Annotated in this window: 17 protein-coding genes; 9 read left to right on the top strand and 8 right to left on the bottom strand. The window is 74.2% G+C overall.

Annotated features, from left to right (window positions below):
• Window positions 1-36 precede the first annotated feature (36 nt).
• The gene (locus HYE82_RS20975) at window positions 37-534 is read right to left on the bottom strand and encodes a hypothetical protein (RefSeq protein ID WP_179175665.1); all 498 of its coding nucleotides are present in this window, start codon (window positions 532-534) and stop codon (window positions 37-39) included.
• 35 nt (window positions 535-569) lie between these two features.
• Window positions 570-1529, bottom strand: coding sequence for a 16S rRNA (cytosine(1402)-N(4))-methyltransferase RsmH (gene rsmH, locus HYE82_RS20970; RefSeq protein WP_179175664.1), 960 nt, complete (start codon window positions 1527-1529; stop codon window positions 570-572).
• A gap of 312 nt (window positions 1530-1841) precedes the next feature.
• Here rsmH and HYE82_RS20965 point away from each other — a divergent pair, with 312 nt between their 5' ends.
• The 4 genes from HYE82_RS20965 (at window position 1842) to HYE82_RS20950 (ending at window position 7352) form a co-directional block, all read left to right on the top strand.
• Complete coding sequence (locus HYE82_RS20965) at window positions 1842-2390, top strand: carbonic anhydrase (protein ID WP_179175663.1); 549 nt, start codon at window positions 1842-1844, stop codon at window positions 2388-2390.
• 137 nt (window positions 2391-2527) lie between these two features.
• Window positions 2528-3538 (top strand): MoxR family ATPase, encoded by a 1011-nt coding sequence (locus HYE82_RS20960; protein ID WP_179175662.1) that lies wholly within the window; start codon window positions 2528-2530, stop codon window positions 3536-3538.
• Window positions 3538-4911 (top strand): DUF58 domain-containing protein, encoded by a 1374-nt coding sequence (locus HYE82_RS20955; protein WP_179175661.1) that lies wholly within the window; start codon window positions 3538-3540, stop codon window positions 4909-4911. Before HYE82_RS20960 ends, HYE82_RS20955 begins: the two co-directional genes overlap by 1 nt.
• Window positions 4908-7352, top strand: coding sequence for a DUF3488 and transglutaminase-like domain-containing protein (locus HYE82_RS20950; RefSeq protein ID WP_179175660.1), 2445 nt, complete (start codon window positions 4908-4910; stop codon window positions 7350-7352). Before HYE82_RS20955 ends, HYE82_RS20950 begins: the two co-directional genes overlap by 4 nt.
• 608 nt (window positions 7353-7960) lie before the next feature.
• Here the strand turns inward: HYE82_RS20950 and HYE82_RS20945 are convergent.
• The 3 genes from HYE82_RS20945 to HYE82_RS20935 are packed head-to-tail and all read right to left on the bottom strand — an operon-like array spanning window position 7961 to window position 11701.
• Window positions 7961-8587 (bottom strand): TetR/AcrR family transcriptional regulator, encoded by a 627-nt coding sequence (locus HYE82_RS20945; RefSeq protein WP_179175659.1) that lies wholly within the window; start codon window positions 8585-8587, stop codon window positions 7961-7963.
• Window positions 8588-8616: 29 nt separating this feature from the next.
• Complete coding sequence (locus HYE82_RS20940) at window positions 8617-10707, bottom strand: YhgE/Pip domain-containing protein (protein WP_179175658.1); 2091 nt, start codon at window positions 10705-10707, stop codon at window positions 8617-8619.
• A complete protein-coding gene (locus tag HYE82_RS20935) occupies window positions 10679-11701 on the bottom strand; it encodes an ATP-binding cassette domain-containing protein (RefSeq protein ID WP_179175657.1) in 1023 nt (340 codons plus the stop codon). Before HYE82_RS20935 ends, HYE82_RS20940 begins: the two co-directional genes overlap by 29 nt.
• 207 nt (window positions 11702-11908) lie before the next feature.
• On the opposite strand from HYE82_RS20935, the gene HYE82_RS20930 reads away from it, so the two are divergent.
• The 5 genes from HYE82_RS20930 to HYE82_RS20910 all read left to right on the top strand — a co-directional run bounded on the left by HYE82_RS20930 (window position 11909) and on the right by HYE82_RS20910 (window position 16178).
• Complete coding sequence (locus HYE82_RS20930) at window positions 11909-12391, top strand: SAV_6107 family HEPN domain-containing protein (RefSeq protein WP_179175656.1); 483 nt, start codon at window positions 11909-11911, stop codon at window positions 12389-12391.
• 73 nt (window positions 12392-12464) lie between these two features.
• Entirely contained in the window at window positions 12465-13223 is a 759-nt protein-coding gene (locus HYE82_RS20925) for a methyltransferase domain-containing protein (protein ID WP_179175655.1), read from the top strand.
• A 310-nt stretch (window positions 13224-13533) separates the two neighbouring features.
• On the top strand, window positions 13534-13935 hold the full coding sequence (locus tag HYE82_RS20920; protein ID WP_179175654.1) for a DUF3040 domain-containing protein: 402 nt from the start codon (window positions 13534-13536) through the stop codon (window positions 13933-13935).
• Between the two features lie 128 nt (window positions 13936-14063).
• Window positions 14064-14711, top strand: a complete 648-nt coding sequence (locus HYE82_RS20915; RefSeq protein ID WP_179175653.1) for a DUF4126 domain-containing protein — start codon at window positions 14064-14066, stop codon at window positions 14709-14711.
• A 33-nt stretch (window positions 14712-14744) separates the two neighbouring features.
• Complete coding sequence (locus HYE82_RS20910) at window positions 14745-16178, top strand: NAD(P)/FAD-dependent oxidoreductase (protein ID WP_179175652.1); 1434 nt, start codon at window positions 14745-14747, stop codon at window positions 16176-16178.
• Window positions 16179-16284: 106 nt separating this feature from the next.
• On the opposite strand, the gene HYE82_RS20905 is transcribed toward HYE82_RS20910, so the two are convergent.
• From HYE82_RS20905 to HYE82_RS20895, 3 genes are all read right to left on the bottom strand, one after another.
• Window positions 16285-17274, bottom strand: a complete 990-nt coding sequence (locus HYE82_RS20905; protein ID WP_179175651.1) for a hypothetical protein — start codon at window positions 17272-17274, stop codon at window positions 16285-16287.
• Between the two features lie 41 nt (window positions 17275-17315).
• Window positions 17316-18233 (bottom strand): methylenetetrahydrofolate reductase [NAD(P)H], encoded by a 918-nt coding sequence (gene metF / locus HYE82_RS20900; protein WP_179175650.1) that lies wholly within the window; start codon window positions 18231-18233, stop codon window positions 17316-17318.
• A gap of 69 nt (window positions 18234-18302) precedes the next feature.
• Window positions 18303-18535 (bottom strand): thiamine phosphate synthase (locus HYE82_RS20895; RefSeq protein WP_179175649.1); only part of this gene is annotated, 233 nt, incomplete at its 5' end.

Below are 18535 nucleotides of genomic sequence, written 5' to 3'. Positions count from 1 at the left end.
GCGGGGAGGAGCCCCGGAGGGGTCCGCGTCACGACGTCACCTGCCTGGGTTCGGGGTGGGCTGGGGCCCTGGCTGCGGGGAGGACGCCGCCGGGCCCGGCACGGCAGGGGCGTTCGGCGGGGCCTCGCTCTGCGGCGGCGCCCCGGCCGGCGCCGACGGGATCCCGGACGCGGCCGGGGCCGAGGGCGAGGCGGGGAGCGGGGCGGCCGGGGTCGCGGACTCCGCGACGGCGGCGGTGCCGGTGACCCTGCCGTCCGGGCCGACGAAGGCGGGGCTGCCGCCGGGGACCATGCCCAGCTCCTGGGCGCGCCGCTGCAGCGCATCGGGCGCCGAGTAGGCGTCGACGTCCCGCTGGAGGGCCTGCTCCTCGTCGGTCAGCGCGGTGGTCTCCTTCTTCAGCCTGGACAGCTGGAAGGAGCCCTCGTTCAGGGCGGAGTTCAGCAGCAGCAGGCTGATCAGCCCGCCGGCGAGCAGTGCCACCACGAGCAGGACGAACGGCGTGCGCGCCGCCTGTCCCGCCGCTGGGCCGCGCAGTCGCCCCGGTCCCGCGGGCCCGGCCCCGCCCCTGCTCACAGGTTCGCCTCCCGGATCCGCTCCACTCCGCGGAAGCGGGCCGGGGCGGCCCGCCTGTTCTCGGCGATCTCCTCCTCGGTGGGCAGCTCGGCGCCGCGGGTGAGGAGCTTCAGCTTCGGCAGGTACTTCTCGGGGACCACGGGCAGGCCCGGCGGGGCGGTGGAGGCGGCCCCGGCGGCGAAGACCTGCTTGACGAGGCGGTCCTCCAGGGAGTGGTAGGAGAGCACCGCGATGCGGCCGCCGACCGCGATCCGGTCCACGGCCGACGGGATGGCCCGTTCCAGGACCGACAGCTCGCCGTTGACCTCGATGCGCAGCGCCTGGAAGGTGCGCTTGGCCGGGTTGCCGCCGGTGCGCTTGGCCGCCTGCGGCAGTGCCTCGCGGATCAGCTCGACCAGCCGGGCGCTGTTGGTGAACGGCTCCCTCGCGCGCTCGCGGACGATCGCCGAGACGATCCGCTTGGCCTGCTTCTCCTCGCCGTACTGGCGCAGGATCCGTACGAGCTCGCCCGGCGGGTAGGTGTTGAGCACCTCGGCGGCGCTGATGCCGGTCGTCTGGTCCATGCGCATGTCCAGCGGCGCGTCCTGGGCGTACGCGAACCCGCGGTCGGCCTCGTCGAGCTGCATGGAGGAGACGCCGAGGTCGAACAGGACGCCCTGGACGGCGGGGATGCCGAGGCGGTCCAGTACGTCGGGCAGCTCGTCGTAGACGGCGTGGACGAGGGTGGCCCGGTCCCCGAAGGGGGCGAGCCGCTCGCCGGAGAGGCGCAGGGCCTCCTTGTCGCGGTCGAGGCCGATCAGGCGGGCCTCGGGGAATCGGGTCAGCAGGGCCTCGCTGTGGCCTCCGAGGCCGAGGGTGCAGTCGACGACGACGGCCCCCGGCTTCTGGAGCGCCGGGGCCAACAGGTCCAGGCAGCGCTGGAGCATGACCGGGACGTGTCGGGACTCGCTGGTCAAAGCGCCCTCTCAGATAACGGCGCGGCAGGCATACGCCGCGCCGCGCACGCGGAGTGTTACCAGGGGGCCGGGCGGCCGGTGGGGCCGGGCTCCGGCCGGTTCGCGCCACTTTAGTGCACCGGTCGGCGCGGTCAACGAACCGCCCGCGCGCGCCGTAGCGGCTGCCTTCCGGGGAACCCCCGAAAGCCGCGAACCACCCGGATGGGCGCCCCCTGCCCACTCCTGTGGGTTAGCTCACAACAAGGCCGGTTGACCTTCTTTGTCCATCCTCACTCCCTGCCCGGACCGGCCGTGACCACTAACGTCGTATGCATGACGACTTCCGCATCCCTGCCCGCAGAGTCCGCCGCACCGACCTCCGGCGGGTCCGTCACCGATGATCTGGTCGCGGCGAACCGCAGGTATGCCGCCGGCTTCAAGGACCCCGGCATGGACGCCCGGCCGGTGCTCCGCGTCGCCGTCGTGGCCTGCATGGACGCCCGTCTCGACCTGCACAAGGCGCTCGGCCTGGAGCTGGGCGACTGCCACACCATCCGCAATGCCGGCGGCGTCGTCACCGACGACACCATCCGCTCGCTCACCATCAGCCAGCGTGCCCTGGGCACGCGCAGCGTCATACTCATCCACCACACCGGCTGCGGCCTGGAAAGCCTCACCGAGGACTTCCGGCACGAGCTGGAGGACGAGGTCGGCCAGCGCCCCGCCTGGGCCGTCGAGGCCTTCCGGGACGTCGACCAGGACGTACGCCAGTCCATGCAGCGGGTCCGGACCAACCCCTTCCTGCCCCACCGCGACGATGTGCGAGGCTTCGTCTTCGACGTGCACACCGGGCTCCTGCGGGAGATCGATCCGGCCTCGTGAGTGACACAGCCCCGTGACGCCGTCAACAATGCGGGGATGACGCCGCCCGGAATTCCGTCCGGGCCGGCGTCCGTGTTGGGGTGGGCCGTCATGCGCGAAGGGCGTCGGCCCTGCCGGAAAGGGCCGAGGAGAACCAGGTGACGACGTATGACGACAGAGCGGGCCTCGCGGATCTGACGAGCACGGCCGAGCGGGTCCGCGACTCGGTCGAGACCGTGATCGAGGGCAAGCCCGAGGTCGTGCGGATCGCGCTGACCGTGCTGCTCGCCGAGGGCCATCTGCTGATCGAGGACGTGCCGGGCGTCGGCAAGACCATGCTCGCCAAGACCCTCGCCAAGTCGATCGACTGCTCGGTGCAGCGCATCCAGTTCACCCCGGACCTGCTGCCCTCCGACATCACCGGTGTCAGCATCTACGACCAGCAGCGCCGCGAGTTCGAGTTCAAGCCCGGCGCGATCTTCGCCCAGATCGTCATCGGCGACGAGATCAACCGCGCCTCGCCCAAGACCCAGTCCGCGCTGCTGGAGTCCATGGAGGAGCGGCAGGTCACCATCGACGGCACGACCTACGCCCTGCCCAGCCCGTTCATGGTGGTCGCCACGCAGAACCCGGTGGAGATGGAGGGCACCTACCCGCTCCCCGAGGCCCAGCGCGACCGCTTCATGGCCCGCGTCTCCGTCGGCTACCCGAGCCCCGACGCCGAGCTGCAGATGCTCGACGTGCACGGAGGGCTGTCCCCGCTGGACGACCTCCAGGCCGTCGCGCACGCCCACGACATCACCAAGCTGATCGACGCCGTCCGCGACGTGTACGTCGCGGAGCCCGTCAAGCGCTATGTCGTCGACCTGGTCTCCGCCACCCGCAGCCACCCCGACCTGCGCCTGGGCGCCTCGCCCCGCGCCACCCTGCACCTGCTGCGCGCCGTGAAGGCCTCGGCCGCCCTGTCCGGCCGGGACTACGTCCTGCCCGACGACGCCCAGGCCCTGGCCCTGCCGGTCCTCGCGCACCGGCTGCTGCCCACCGCGCAGGCCCAGCTCAACCGGCGCACCGCCGAGCAGGTCGTCCAGGACATCGTGCAGCGCACCCCCGTCCCGGCTGCCCGGGGGCGCGGCGAGATGCCGCCCGCCGCGGGCGTCCGGGGCTTTTGATGAGCGCCGGTGCCCCGCGCGGCGCCGGCAGCGCGAGCCGAGGTCCGGGGCGGGCCGGGCTGCGCGCCTCGCTGGCGGGGCTGACCACCCGCGGCCGGTCCTTCCTGGCCGCCGGGACGGCCGCCGCGCTGTGCGCGTACGTGCTCGGGCAGAGCGAACTGCTCCGGGTCGGGCTGCTCCTCGCCGCCCTGCCGCTGGTGTGCGTCCTCGTCCTGCACCGCACCCGCCACCGGGTCTCCGGCAGCCGCCGGCTCACCCCGGTCCGCGTGCCCGCCGGGGGTGAGGCCCGCGTGCAGCTGCGCATGGACAACGGCTCTCGGCTGCCCACCGGTCTGCTGATGCTGCAGGACCGCGTCCCGTACGTGCTCGGACCCCGCCCCCGCTTCGTCCTGGACCGCCTGGAGGCGGGCGGGCGCCGCGAGGTGTCCTACCGGGTCCGCTCCGACATGCGCGGCCGCTACCCGCTGGGCCCGCTCCAGCTGCGGCTGACCGACCCGTTCGGGCTGGTCGAGCTGACCCGCTCGTTCGGGACGTACGACCTCCTCACCGTCGTCCCGCGGACCGAGGAGCTGGCGCCGGTCCGGCTGACCGGCGAGACCTCCGGCTACGGCGACGGCAGCCACCGCGCGCTGGCCCTGGCCGGCGACGACGACGTGATTCCGCGCACCTACCGGCGCGGCGACGACCTGCGACGGGTGCACTGGCGCTCCACCGCCCGCTACGGCGAGCTGATGGTGCGCCGCGAGGAGCAGCCGCAGCGCAGCCGGGCCACCGTCCTGCTGGACACCCGGGCGGTAGCCTTCGAGGGCGCCGGCCCGGAGTCCGCCTTCGAATGGGCCGTGTCCGCGGCCGCCTCGACCCTCGTCCACCTGCTCGAACGGGGCTTCGCCGTACGGCTGCTCACCGACACCGGGAGCGCGGTACCCGGCGAGGGCGGCGGCTTCTCCTCCGGCGGCTCGGAATCCACCGAGGCCTCCGGGCTGATGATGGACACCCTCGCGGTCGTCGGGCACTCCGACGGCGCGGGCCTCTCGCGCGCACACGACGCCCTGCGCAGCGGCGGCGCCGACGACGGCGGCGGTACTGGCTCCGGCGGCGGCGGCTTGCTCGTCGCCTTCCTCGGGGACCTCGACGACGCACAGACGGAAACGGCAGCAGGAATGCGCGGGCGCAGCGGGGCCGCGGTGGCCTTCGTCCTGGACCCGGACCGGTGGGCCGGGCGGCCGGGCACCCAGGTGGAGGAGCGGTTGCGCCGGCTGCGCGAGACGGGCTGGACGGCGCTGGCCGTGCCGCCCGGGGCGTCGTTCGGTGATCTGTGGCGGCAGGCCGGCAGTGCACCGCTGGGTGCGGAGACCTCGGGAGGCCGGTCATGAGCGGACGGGCGCGACTGACGCTGTTCGCGGCACTGGCGACGCTGATGACCTCGTGGTCGCTGGCCTCGCTGGTGGAGTCGTCGGGCTGGCTGCTGCAGGCGGGGCTGCTGCTCGCCGTGCAGAGCGGGGTGGGCGCGGCAGCCCGGCGGGTGCCGATGGCGCGCTGGCTCACGGTCGCCTGCCAGATGCTGGTGTCGGCGCTGGTGCTGATGTTCCTCTTCGCGGGGAAGGGCGAGTCCACCGGCAACGGGCCGATGGCGTACCTGGTGACGGACGTCTGGGCGTTGTTCCGCCGGGGCCTGCAGGACGTCGCCGAGTTCTCGATCCCGGCGCCGCTGACGGACGGCATCCGGCTGCTGCTGCTCGCCGGGGTGCTGCTGATCGGGCTGCTGGTGGACCTGCTGGCCGTGACGCTGCGCAGCGCGGCGGCGGCCGGGCTGCCGCTGCTCGCGCTGTACTCGGTGGCCGCCGGGCTGTCCGGCGGCCTCGGCGGCGGCTCCTGGTTCTCCTTCCTGCTGGCCGGCGGCGGCTACCTGACGCTGCTGCTGGCCGAGGGCCGGGACCGGCTGGCCCAGTGGGGCCGGGTCTTCGGCGGGGCCCCGCCCGGCCGGGTGTCGGCGGCCTCGGGGTACGGGAGCGGCGAGGGCTCGGGCCAGGCGGTCTCCCCCGTGCGTACGGGGCGGCGGATCGGCGCGGTGGCGCTGGGCCTCGCGCTGGCGGTGCCGGCGGTGCTGCCCCCGCTCGGGGGCGGGCTGCTGGCCCGCCAGGTCGAGGCCGAGGGCGGCGGCAGCGGGGGCGGCGGGACCATATCGGCGGTCAACCCGCTCGTCTCGCTGCAGGGCAGCCTGAACGCGCAGGACAACCGGGTGGTGCTGAAGTACCGGACGGACAACCCGCAGCTGGGCGAGCAGTACCTGCGGATCCTGGCGCTGGACGAGTTCAACGGGGTCAAGTGGGAGGCGTCGGCGCGTGCCCTGACGGACGTGCCCGAGCGGCTGCCGGCCCCGCCCGGCCTGAGCGCGCAGGTCCGCCGGGACGCCGTCGAGGTCCGGACCAACCTCTCCGCGGCCGACACCTACGCGCAGCGGTACCTGCCGATGCCGTACCCGGCGACGGCCGTGGACATCCCCGGCAAGTGGCGGTTCGAGCCGGTCGGCCGGACCCTCGTCGGCGACCAGCTGGGCAAGGACCGCTTCCAGAACGTCCAGGGCGCCGGCTACAAGGTGACCAGCCTGCTGCTGCGGCCGACGGCGGCGCAGCTCCAGGCCGCCCCGGAGCCGGACCGGGCGATCCGCGACGAGTACACGAAGCTGCCGGACACCCTGCCGCCGGTGGTCGCGGAGACGGCCCGCCAGGTCACCAAGGGAGCGAAGGACGACTACACGCGGGCGGTGAAACTGCAGGACTTCTTCGCCGTGAACGGTGGATTCCGTTACGACACGAAGGTGGCCTCGGGCACCGGGCCGACGGCGATCGCCCGCTTCCTCCAGGACAAGGAGGGCTTCTGCGTCCACTTCGCGTTCTCGATGGCGGCGATGTCCCGGTCGCTCGGCATCCCCGCGCGGGTGGCGGTCGGCTTCACCCCGGGCGAGCGGCAGCCGGACGGCAGCGTCAACGTGACCATGCGGGACGCGCACGCCTGGCCCGAGCTGTACTTCGAGGGCATCGGCTGGACCCGGTTCGAGCCCACGCCCCGGCAGGGCATCAGCCTGCCGGACTACTCCCGCACCGACCGGCCGGCGGACCGGCCCTCGGCCCCGTCGCCGGTGCCGTCGCAGAGCGCGGTGCAGCCGTCCGCGGAGCCGACGAAGGCCGACACCTGCCCGCCGGAGCTGAAGAGGCTGGGTGAGTGCGGGGGCGCCGCGCCCCAGCAGAGCGCCGGCGGCAAGGGCGGCGGCCCGTCGGTCGCGGTGGTCCTCGGCTGGGCGGGCGCCGTGCTGGCGCTGCTGGCCCTGCCGCTGCTGCCGCTGCTGTGGCGGAGCCGGGTCAGGACGCGGCGGCTGGCCGCGGGCGGTATCCTGCCGGCCTGGCAGGAGCTGGGCGACGCCGCCTGGGACGTCGGCATCGCCCCCGACGGGGCCCTCTCGCCGCGCCGGGCCGCGTCCCGGCTGGTGGAACTGGGCCGGCTGGAGCCGGAGGCCGCCGCAGCGGTGCACCGGGTCGCCGGAGCCGTGGAGCGCGCGCTGTACGCCCCGCCCGGCCAGGATCCGTACCGGCCCGCGGCGGACGTGCTGCTGGCGCGGACCGCACTGCTGGCCGGGGTGGGCCGCCCGGGCCGGCTCCGGGCGCTGCTGCTGCCGCGCTCCGCGGTCCGACTGCGCTGGGCGGCCGCGGCACGCCGGGACGCCTGGGCGGCGGCGGCCCGCGGCCGACTGGCCGGGCTCGCGGCCCGGCTCCCCCGACCGCGGCTGCCCCGCCTGCCGATGCGAGACCGCAGCTGAAACAGCACCCGGCCGGGGGCGTCCCTCGCCGGGGCGTGTCCCTCGCCGGGCGGTGTCCCTAGCGGTGTCCCTGGCCGACCGTGTCCCTAGCGGGGGCTCGTCCCCGACAGGGGCTTGCCCCCGACAGGGGCTTGCCCCCGGCAGGGGCTTGCCCCCGTTGCCCCCGACAGGGGCTCGTCCCCCGCTCGTCCCCCGCTCGTCCCGGGCAGGGGCCGGAGCGCTGTGGCGCCGGGAGCCGCTGCGGGCGCGCCGGCATCCGTACGCACGTGGAAACGCCGGCGCGGCGAGGCTCGATCCCCCCGAGCCCCGCCGCGCCGGCGTTACTGCATCACCGGGCTGCCTTCCCCCGGCTCTTCCCCCGTCTTCCCCCGTCCCGGCAACGGCGGAAGGCGCCCGATCCGCACCGGCCGCCCCGTGTCGGCGGTCCGGACCGGGCCCCGTTCCGTTGCCCCCAGTCTGTCGTCCGCGCAGGTGGGAGCCCATCCGCGCAGGTACTCATCTCCTCGCCTGAGTACGGGTACTCAGACTCCGCGGCGGACCGGCGGCAGGCCCCACCAGTTGTACGCGGCCCGGGCCCGCCGGCAGCACCGCCGATCGGGGGGCGGCGGTCAGGCGTTGCCGCTGACCCGCCCGCGCAGCAGCAGCGACAGCGCCGAGTGCACGTCGTCCAGCGATCGCTCGCGCTGGAAGGACTGCCAGTCCAGCGCGGCCACCAGCACCATCCCCACCAGCGCCGCGGCCGTCAGCGGTACGTCGATCTCCGCGCTGAGCTCGCCCCGCTCCACGCCCTCGCGCAGCACCGTCTCCACGACGGCCACCGCCTCCTGGCGGACCACCATCAAGGTGGACTGCCAGGTGCGGTTGGTCCGCCACAATTCGGCCACGTAGAGCTGCGTGAAGGCGGGGTAGCGGTCGATGAAGACCAGGCCGGCCCGGATCATCGCGTCGAGCGCCTCGACCCGGCTGCCGCCGTTCGACTCGGTCTCCTCGGCCGCCGCCCGCAGGGAGGCGGTGAGCAGGCCGACGCCGTGCCGCAGCAGCTCCTCGAAGAGCTCGTTCTTGCTGGCGAAGTTGTAGTAGACGGTGCCCTTCGCGACGCCCGCCCGCTCGGCGATCTCGTCGACCGTGGTCGCGGAGAAGCCCTGCTCGGCGATGAGGGTGACGGCCGCTTCGTAGAGCTTCTGGCGCGTCGCCTGGCGGCGGCCGCCGCCGGCGGTGGTGCTGCTGCTGTCCATGTGGCTGATTCTCACAGGTCCCCCGCTCCCTACAGGCTCAGTTCGGGGTGGAGCCGGTCCATCGTCCACACCTGCTTGCCGCGGGCGGCGAGCGAGGTGAGGGCGAGGGCGCCCACGGTGAAGGCCAGCAGGACGGCGCTGCCCTGCCAGACGGGGGCGAGGTCGCCGCCGGTGATCAGGCGGCGCAGACCCTCGACGATGTACGACATCGGCAGGTACGGGTGGATGGCGTTGAAGAAGCCCGGGCTGGTCTCGACGGGGTAGGTGCCGCCGGCCGAGGTCAGCTGGAGCATCAGCACGGCCAGGACGAGGATCCGCCCGGCGGCCCCGAACTTGGCGTTCAGCCACTGCACGATCGCCGCGAAGCAGCCGGTGACCAGGACCAGGAAGGCGATGGTCAGGGCCGGGCGCTCCATCTCCAGGCCGAGGCCCCAGTGCAGGACGGACATCAGCAGGCCGACCTGGAGGGCGCCGAGGCCCGCGACGGGCAGCCAGCCGGCGAGCGCGATCCGCCAGGGCGAGGCGCCGGCGGCCAGCGCGCGCCGGTTCACGGGCGCGATCAGCATGTACGCGACCATCGCGCCGACCCAGAGGGAGAGCGGGATGAAGTAGGGGGCGAAGCCGGTGCCGTAGTTGGGCGCCTTGTGCAGGGACTGGTTGGCGAGCTTGATCGGGTCGGCCATGACCTCGGTACGGGCGTCGCGCTGCTGCTGGTCGTAGTCCGGGATCTTGCCGACGCCCTCGTGCAGGCCGTTCGCCAGTTCGCCGTTGCCGTCGGCGAGCTTGTACAGGCCGCCGTCGAGGCGGTGCGCGCCGTCGCCGATCTTGCCGACGCCGTCGCCGATGGCCGCGGAGCCGTTGGTGGCCTTGATGAGGCCGGCGTGCAGCTGGGCCATGCCGTCGGCGACCTTGTGGGCGCCGTCGTTGAGGGCGTTGGCCTTGGCGACGGCGGCGTCGAGGTCGGCGGACAGGTGAGGGGCGTCCGCGGCCAGTTTGCGGGCCTTGGCCTCCAGGTCGGCGAGCTGCTTGCGGAGCTTGGTCAGGTCGCCGTTGGAGTTCTTGAACAGGGTGTCGACGTCGCCGGTGAGCTGGGACGCCTCCGCGGTGACGTCCTTGACCTTCTTGAGGTCGGTGCAGGCGGCCGGCGGCGTCTTGGCCGCGGCCGCGCCGGTGCAGTTGCGGGTGTGGGCGTCGGCGGCCACGGAGGCGGCCTGCTTGCTGACGCGGGCCGCGCCGGGGGCCCTCTGGGTGATCTTGTCGAGGTGGTTGTTCACGACCTTGGCGGTGTCCGCGACCAGCTGGGCGGCGTCGGCGACCTGCTTGGGGTCCTTCAGGAGGGGGCGGGCCTTGTCGGCGTTGCCGCTGATCTTGTCGGCGACGACCTGGGTGCCGTTCGCGACGTCCCTGGACCCCTTCTTCAGCTTCGTGGCGGCCTCGCCGAGCTTCTCCAGCCCGCCGGTGAGCTCGCCGTTCTTCTGCTCGACCTTGTCGAGGTTGTCGGCGATCTCCTTCGCGCCCTCCTGGGCCTTGGTCGCACCGTCCTTGAGCTTGGAGGCGCCGTCGGCGGCCTCCGCCGTCTTGTCGTGGAGGTCGGAGAAGGAGACGAAGATCTTGTCGAGGAACTTCCGGGAGGCGTTCGTGGACGCCGCGGTGCGGACTTCGGCGAAGACCGTGCGGGAGATCGAGCCGACGATGTAGTTGTTCGCGTCGTTCGTGCGGACCTGCAGGGCGCCGGTCGTCGGGGCGTCGCCGGAGCTGGAGGCGATCCTCTCGCTGAAGTCGGCCGGCATGGTCAGGGTCAGGTAGTACTTCCCGTCCTCTAGGCCCTTGGCCGCCTCCTTCGCGCTCACGTCGTGCCACTCGAAGGTCTTGCTGTCGTGCAGCTTCTTGGTGATGTCCGCGCCCGCGTCGAGGCGGTTGCCGTCGACGGTGGCGCCCTTGTCGGCGTTGACCAGGGCGACGGGCACCTTGTCGAGGCGGCCGTACGGGTCCCAGAAGGAGCACAGGTACAGGGCTCCGTAGAGCAGCGGCAGCAGGAGCAGCGCGACGAGGGCGGCCCTGGGCAGCTTCCCCCGCCCGAACCGCTTCAGCTCAAGCGCGGCCAGCTTCGGCGAGCGCATCGTCCGTCCCCTTCGTGTCGTCGTCGGCCGTGTCGGCCGGAGTCTTCGCCTCGGTCTGCGCCCCGGTCTTCGCCTCGGTCTGCGCCCCGGTCTGCGCCCCGCCCGCGGCCCGGGCCTTCGCCGCGGGCTTCGTCTCGGCCGTTCCGGTGTCCTTCGCCGCGGGGTTCGCGGTGTCCTTCCGGGCAGGCTTCGTCTCGGGCCCCGCGGCCCTCTTCGGCTCGGGCGTCGCCCCGGTCTGGGCTGCCGGGTTCGCGGCCGTCCTCACCTCGGCCCCGGCCGCGGGCTTCGTAGCGGGCTCGGCGGGGGAGGTGCGCAGGACCTGCACGCCGTCCGGAGCCTGGCTGCACACCGCGAGGACGGTGGTCCCGGCGGCGGCGATCGAGCGGAGCATGGCCCAGGCGTCGGCGCGCTCGGCGTCCGAGAGCTTGAGGTCGAGATCGTCGAGGGCCAGCAGCCTCGGGGAGCCCAGCAGGGCGATGGCCACGGACAGCCGGACCTCCTCCAGGCGGTCGAGGTCCCGGACGGAGGTGCGCGGCCCCTTGGGCAGCGCGTCCAGGTCCAGGCCGGCGGCGGCCAGGGCGGCGTCGATGCGGGCCGCGGTGGCGGCGCGGCGCTCGCCGCGGGGCCGCAGCAGGGCCCGGACCGGGCCCTCGTAGCGGCGCTGGAGCAGGGCGCCCTCGCGGAGCTGCTCGGTGACGGTGAGGGCCTGGTCGAGGTCGTTCACGCCGGAGACCGGGCCGAGCGCGGCCACCCGCCGGACGGCGGCCATCCGCTTGGGCAGCCGGTGGCCGGCGACCTCGGCGTGGCCCTCGCTCGGCTTCATGCGCCCGGTGAGGGCGAGGAGCAGGCAGGTCCGGCCGGTTCCCGAGGGGCCTTCCACGGCGATGAGCGAGCCGGGACCGGCATCGATCCCCACTCCCCGGAACGCCCAGCCGCGCGGGCCCTTGAGTCCGAAGTTCTCGGCTTTGACGGCCGCGCCGTGCGGGCTGTCCACGCCGACCCCCCTCTCTTTTGAACTGACCGGTCAGTTCAAAAACTATCACCCCCGGCCGGGACGCGCGCCCACCGGGGCCGAACCAACCCCAGGGAACTCGCAAAACCGCAGGTCAGCGCGATTGTCAGTGGCCGCCGTCACGATGGACCCACGGCATGGAACCAAGCGCCGGGAAGAGCAGCAGTACGCAACGACAGGAGGTTCGTCATGGCCACACCGTCCCCGTCCCCTGTCCACCCCGTCCCGCGCAGGTCGGCAGCCCCGCCGGCGGCGCTCGACCTGCTCGACAAAGCACGCGGCGGCCTGGCCGAGGCCGCCCGGCTGACCCGCCCCAACGAGCGCTACGCCACCGCCCACCTCGCCGCCCTGCGCACCGCCGCGGCCGTGCTCGCCGCCCGCGCACGGCCCGAGCCGGCCCACCCCCGGCGGCGGCCCCGGATCCGCAGCGCCTGGGAGGTGCTTCCCGAGCTCGCGCCCGAACTGGCCGAGTGGAGCGCCCTGTTCGCGTCGGGAGCCGACCGCCGGGCCCGGGCCGAGGCCGGCATACGCGACGCGGCGAGCAGCGAGGACGCGGACTACCTCCTGCGCGCCGCGTCGATGTTCCTGCGGCTGGTCGAGCGGATGCTCGCGCTCCAGCCGGTGGCGCAGACCCTGCCGCAGCCCCGGCCGGAGCGTCCCGACGCGGGATGAGCTGCGGGACTGCCGGAGGCAATAGGGTGGGACCCGGACAGCCCGCCCTTACCGCGCCGAGGAGCCATCAGCCGTGTCGGACACTTCCCGCCCCCGTGCCTCCCTCCGCACCGCCGTGGTGTGGGAGGTACTCAAGGAGGCCCTCGACCGCCGGGTGAAGGCGACCGGGAGGGACGTGCTGGACGTTCTCGACACCGGCGGCGGCACCGGCAAGTTCGCCGTACCGGTGGCCCGCCTGGGCCACCGGGTCACGGTCGTCGACCCCAGCCCGAACGCCTTGTTCGGCCTGCAGCGCCGGGTCTCCGAGGCCGGCGTGGCCGACCTCGTCCGCGGCGTGCAGGGCGACGCCCAGGGCCTCCTCGACGTGGTCGAGCGGGGCTCGTACGACGTGGTGCTCTGCCACGGCGTGCTGGAGTACGTGGACGACCCGGCCGAGGGCGCGGCCAACGCGGTGGCGGCCCTGCGCCCCGGCGGCACGCTGAGCCTGCTCGCCGCCGGCCTCGGCGGGGCCGTCGTCGCCCGCGCCCTCGCCGGCCACTTCACCGAGGCCCGCGCGGCCCTCACCGACCCGGCCGGCCGCTGGGGCACCGGCGACCCGATGCCGCGGCGCTTCACCGCCGAGCAGCTCACCGAGCTGGTCGCCGGGGCGGGCCTGGACGTCGGTGCGGTGCACGGGGTGCGCGTCTTCGCCGACCTCGTCCCCGGCGTGCTCGTGGACACCGAGCCCGGCGCCGTCGAGGCGCTGCTGCGCCTGGAGGAGGCCGCCGCGGAGCTGCCCGCCTTCCACGCGATCGCCACGCAATTGCACGTACTCGGTGAGAAGCACGCCTGAATTCCCCGGCCCGCGGAACCTGCGCCGGTTTCCGCGGGTCCTTCCGAGACCCTCCGCCGCGCGGGCCTGCGCCGTATGATCGTGGGACGCGACCGGCATGGCGGACGGAGCAGTGGGGAATAACGGCCTCAGCGACCGCTCCCCCGGCGGTACGGTTTCGCGCAGTGTTTTGTTGTGGGGCACTGCCTTTCCGGCAGTGCAATTTTCGAACCTGGCGTGGAGGGCGGGTATCACGGGGGCGATTCCCCGCCTATCCTGAAGGGGACCCCTGGTCGCTACCCCCCGCGACCGAAGGATGAGGAGGACTCCCGTGCCGCTCTCGGAGCACGAGCAGCGAATGCTCGAGCAGATGGAGCGAGCGCTGTACGCCGAAGATCCCAAGTTCGCGACAGCGCTTGAGGGAAGCGGACTGCGCACGTACACCCGGCGACGGGTCTACCAGGCAGTCGCAGGCATTGTGGTGGGTATCGCGCTCCTCATGACCGGTGTGATCATCCCGAACGTACTGTGGGTCAGCGTGGTGGGCTTCCTCGTCATGCTGGGCTGCACGGTCCTCGTGGTCACCGGTTGGCGCAAGGCGCCCAAGCCTGGCGAGCACCCCGTCTCCGGAAGTGCAGGCGGTTCGGCCCACAGCCGCAACCGGCAGCGCCGGTCGATGATGACCCGCATCGAGGAGCGGTGGCAGCGCCGCCGCGACGAGCAGGGGCACTAGGGACCCCGCGCAGACACGGCTGAGGGGGCGGCTGCCGCACGGCGGCCGTCCCCTCGCCGCTCCGGCCGCGGCGCCCTGGTTTTCCCCGTCCGCCCACCGGACCACCCGCGCTGCGCGATGATGGCCCGATGAGTGTCCTCCCCCTGGTCTTCACCAGCGGCTGGGCCAGCGGGATCAACGCCTACGCCGTGGTCCTCCTGCTCGGCCTCTTCGGCGCGGCCGGGCTGACCGACGAGGTGCCCGCCTCCCTGCAGCGCACCGACGTGCTGGTCGTCGCCGGCGTGCTGTTCCTCTGCGAGGCCGTCGCCGACAAGATCCCGTACGTGGACTCCGCCTGGGACGCCGTCCACACCGTCGTCCGGCCCGTCGCCGGGGCTGTGGTCGGCGCCCTGCTCGCCGGGCAGAGCGGCTCCCTCCCCGACCTCGCCGCCGGCGCGATCGGCGGCTCCACCGCCCTGGCCAGCCACGCCGTCAAAGCCGGCACCCGCACGGCGGTCAACACCTCCCCCGAGCCGCTCTCCAACATCGTGCTGAGCACCGCCGAGGACCTCGGCGTCGCCGCCGTCGTCACCCTCGCCCTGTTCCACCCGGTCGCCGCCGCCGTGATCGCCGCCGTCCTCCTCACGGCCGGCCTGGCCCTGGTCGTCTTCCTGTGGGCCCGGATCCGCCGTTTCCTGCGCCGGCGGGCCCAGCGCCGCGAGGAGAAGCGCCTGGCCGGCGAGAGCGGGCCCGCACGCCCCGGACCGGCCGCGCAGGCGCCCGGGCCACCCCGCTGAGCCCCGCCGGAGCCGCTCGATAGGGTCGGGACCATGGCACGAATTGCGGTGATCGGCGCCGGCATGGGCGCGATGGCCACGGCGGCCCGGCTGGCCGTGGCAGGGCACCAGGTGACGGTGTACGAACGGGGTTCCACCCACGGCGGCTCGCTGGGCCGCTTCGAGCGGGAGGGGTTCGCCTTCGACACGGGCCCGGGGCTGCTGCACCTGCCCGCCGTCTACCGCGACTTGTTCGTCAAGACCGGCAAGCGGCGCCTGGAGGAGTGCGTCGACCTCGTCCAGGTCGACCCGGCCGTCCGCCACGTCCTCGCCGACGGAACCGCCGTCGTCCTCCCGGGTGCCTCCCGCGGCGGCGCCGCGGCCGCCCTCGACGAGGCCTTCGGCGCGGGCGCCGGGGATCGCTGGGCCACGGTGCTGAACCGGGCCCGGGACGCCTGGGACGTCACCCGCCGCCCCCTGCTGGAGGAGCCGCTGCGCCCCGACTGGCAGGTCCTCGGCCGGGACCCGTACCCGGCGGTCCGCAAGAGCGGGCTGCTGCGCCGCCGCCCGCCGACCCTCGCCGAGGTCGCGGCACGCGAACTGGGCGGGCAGCTCGGCGAACTGCTGTCCGCCCGGGTGCGGGAGTACGGCCTCGACCCGGCGACCGCGCCCGCCTCCGCGGCCGTGCTGCCGTACATGGAGCAGACCTTCGGCAGCTGGTACGTACGCGGCGGGATGCGGGAGCTGGCGACCGCCCTGTACGAGCGCTGCCGCGAGCGGAAGGTGGAGTTCGTCTTCGACGCGCCGGTCCGGGAGGTCCTGGCCCACGAGGGCCGCGCCGCCGGGGTGCTGCTGGCCGACGGGGCCGGGCACCCGGCCGACCACGTGGTCTGCGGGGTCGACCCGCGGCAGCTGGCCCTGCCGCTGCCGCCCGGCGGCGTCCCCGCCGGAGCCGCGGCCGGAGCCGCCCGCCACACCCTGCTGCTCGCCCTGCGCGGCGCACGCCCCGCCGGCACCGTGCACCGCACCCTCGTCCACTCCCCCGGCACGCAGGTCACCGTGCTGCGCCCGGACGACCCCGCCGGCCGGCCCGACGGGGACCACGAGGCCGTCACCGTCAGCGCGGTGTGCGCCCCCGCGGGTCCGGCCGCCGGCCCGGCCGCCGCGCCCGCACCCGCCCCCGAGGCGCTGCTGGACCTCGCCGCCCGGGCCGTGCCCGGGCTGCACGAGCGGCTGCTGTGGTGGGAGTCGCGTACCCCGGCCGACATCGAGGCGGCCACCGGGGCGGCGGGCGGAGCGGTGCCGGCGCCCTCCCTCGCCGGAGCCGGCGGCCGGCTGCTTCACCCGGCGAACGCCACCGCCCTGCCCGGGCTGTACCTCGCGGGCGGCTGGGCGCACCCCGGCGGCGGGCTGGCGCACGCCGGGATGACCGGGGCGCTGGTGGCCGGGCTGATCGTGGAGGGCGCGGGCTTCCGCGGCTCGCAGTGAGCCGGGCGGGCTCACGGGGCGGGCTCCAGACGAGCCCGCCGCCGGGCCCGCACCGAGCCGGTTCGGCATCGGGTGCGGGGCCGGGGCGAAAGCCGGTCCGGAGCCGTCAGTAGCGGTACTGCTCGTAGTCGCCGGAGCCCTGGTACGGGTACTGCTGGGGCTGCTGCTGCGGCTGTTGCGGGTACGCCTGGCCGTCGGCCGGGTACGGCTGTGCGACGTCACGCTGCTGCGGCACCCACACGCCGCCGGGCGGGGTGTCCATCGCGTACTGGTCCTGTCCGGTCGTGCCGCCGGTGTAGGGTCCGGCTCCCTGGCCTCCGTACGGGGTGTAGTCGTACGGCTGCTGCGGGATGACACCGCCGCCGGTCCCGATGTACGGGTCCGAGTAGGCGGCGTAGACCTGCTGCCCGCCGTCGGGCTGGTAGGCGCCGGGGTAGTCGTAGCCGCCGCCCGGCGCCTGCGGGTCCTGGTAGCCGGTGTAGCCGTGGGCGTCCTGCTCGGCGGTGGTGAACGGCGAGGCGAAGGCGGCCGTCTGCCCGGCGTCGGAGCCGGACGCGAAGCTCTGTATCCCGTACGAGCCGGTGTCCTCGGGCAGCGGCTCGGGGCTGTAGAGGTCCTCGGTCGCGGCCGTGAACCGCGGCCGGGGGGCCTTCCCGGATTCCGCTGCCCCGTCGGCGCCCGCGTCCGAGGGCCCGCCCGGCGCCTCGGCGCCGTACTCCACCCCGGACACCTCCAGCACGGGCTCGGACCGAGGTCCGCCGGCGCGGCGGCGCCGGGCGCCCTTCGGGGCCGCGGCGTCGTCCCCGCCCTTTCCGCCCTTTCCGCCCTTGCCGCTCTTTCCGCCCTTGCGCAGTGCCCAGCCGGCCTCGAAACCCTTGCGGAAGGAAAGCGTCACCAGGGTCTGGCCCAGCGCGAACGCGAGCGCGCCCGCGGCGATGACCGGCACCGAGGGCAGCACCACCCCCCCGACCACGCCGAGGAACCCTGCGAACGCGAGCAGCCGCCAGCGCAGCCGGGCCTTGTACTGCATCAGGACCTCGGCAAGCAGCCACAGCGCGACGAAACCGAACGCGACGTAGAGGACCGTCATTCCCATGCGTGGCACCCCTCGGTACGGCCGCCCTGGGGTACGGCCGATCAGGCCCGCTGGTGCAGGCCCAGATTCTCGTAGATCTCGAGAGTCGCCGTGGAGTTGTTCAGCGTGATGAAGTGCAGCCCCGGGACACCCTCGGACAGCAGCCGCGCGCAGAACTCCGTGGCGAACTCGATCCCCATGGAGCGTACAGCGGCCGGATCGTCCTTGACGGCGAGCATGCGCTCTTTCACGGCCTCGGGGAAGACGGCGTTGCTGAGTTGGGGCAGCCGGTCGAGCTGCTTGATGGCCACAACAGGCATGACCTCAGGGATGATCGGGGTGTCGCAGCCCGCCTTTTCGACGCTGTCGCGAAGCCGCAGATAATTCTCCGGATCGAAGAACATCTGGGTGATCGCATAGTCGGCACCGGCGCGGCACTTGTCCACGAAGTGCCGGATGTCCGTATCCCGGTCCTCGGAACGCGGGTGCATCTCCGGGAAGGCGGCGACGCCCACGCAGAAGTCGCCGGATTCCTTCAGCAGCCGGACCAGGTCGGCCGCGTAGTGCACCCCTTCGGGGTGCGGCACCCACGGGCCCATCGGGTTACCCGGCGGGTCGCCGCGCACGGCGAGCATGTTGCGGATGCCGGCGTCCGCGAACTGGCCGATCACGTTGCGCAGTTCGGCCACGGAGTGGTCGACGGCGGTGAGGTGCGCGACGGGGGTCAGCGTGGTGTCGGCGGCGATCTGCTGGGTGGCCTTGACGGTGCCGCCCCGGGTGGAGCCGCCGGCGCCGTATGTCACGGACACGAAGCTCGGGGAGACCGCCTCGATGCGGCGCAGCGCGTCCCAGAGGTTGCGCTCGCCCTTCTCGGTCTTGGGAGCCCAGAACTCGAACGAGTACGAGGGGTCCCCGGACGCCAGCAGGTCGCGGACCGTGCGGGCACGGTCCGTTCGGGTGGAAGCGGTTCCAAGGGCCATACGGGCAGGTTAGACGCGTGTTCCCGCACGCCGAAGCCCTGTCCGGGTTTTGGACAGCTTTTTGGACACTTAGGAGACGCGGTTCCGGATACGCCGGGCGAGGTCCGCCGCCGCGGCCCCCGGATCGGACGCCTCGGTCAGGGCGCGGACGACGACGACCCGGGTCGCGCCGGCGTCGAGGACCTCGTCGAGGTTGCCGGCGTCGATGCCGCCGATCGCGAACCACGGGCGGTCCTGCCGCAGGGAGGCCGCATACCGGACCAGGCCGAGGCCGGGGGCGGGCCGGCCGGGCTTGGTGGGGG

Source organism: Streptomyces sp. BR123 (assembly GCF_013401435.1).
Classification (GTDB): domain Bacteria; phylum Actinomycetota; class Actinomycetes; order Streptomycetales; family Streptomycetaceae; genus Streptomyces.
Note: the sequence above shows the minus strand (reverse complement) of the source record. Positions and strands in the feature narration are given on the sequence as shown.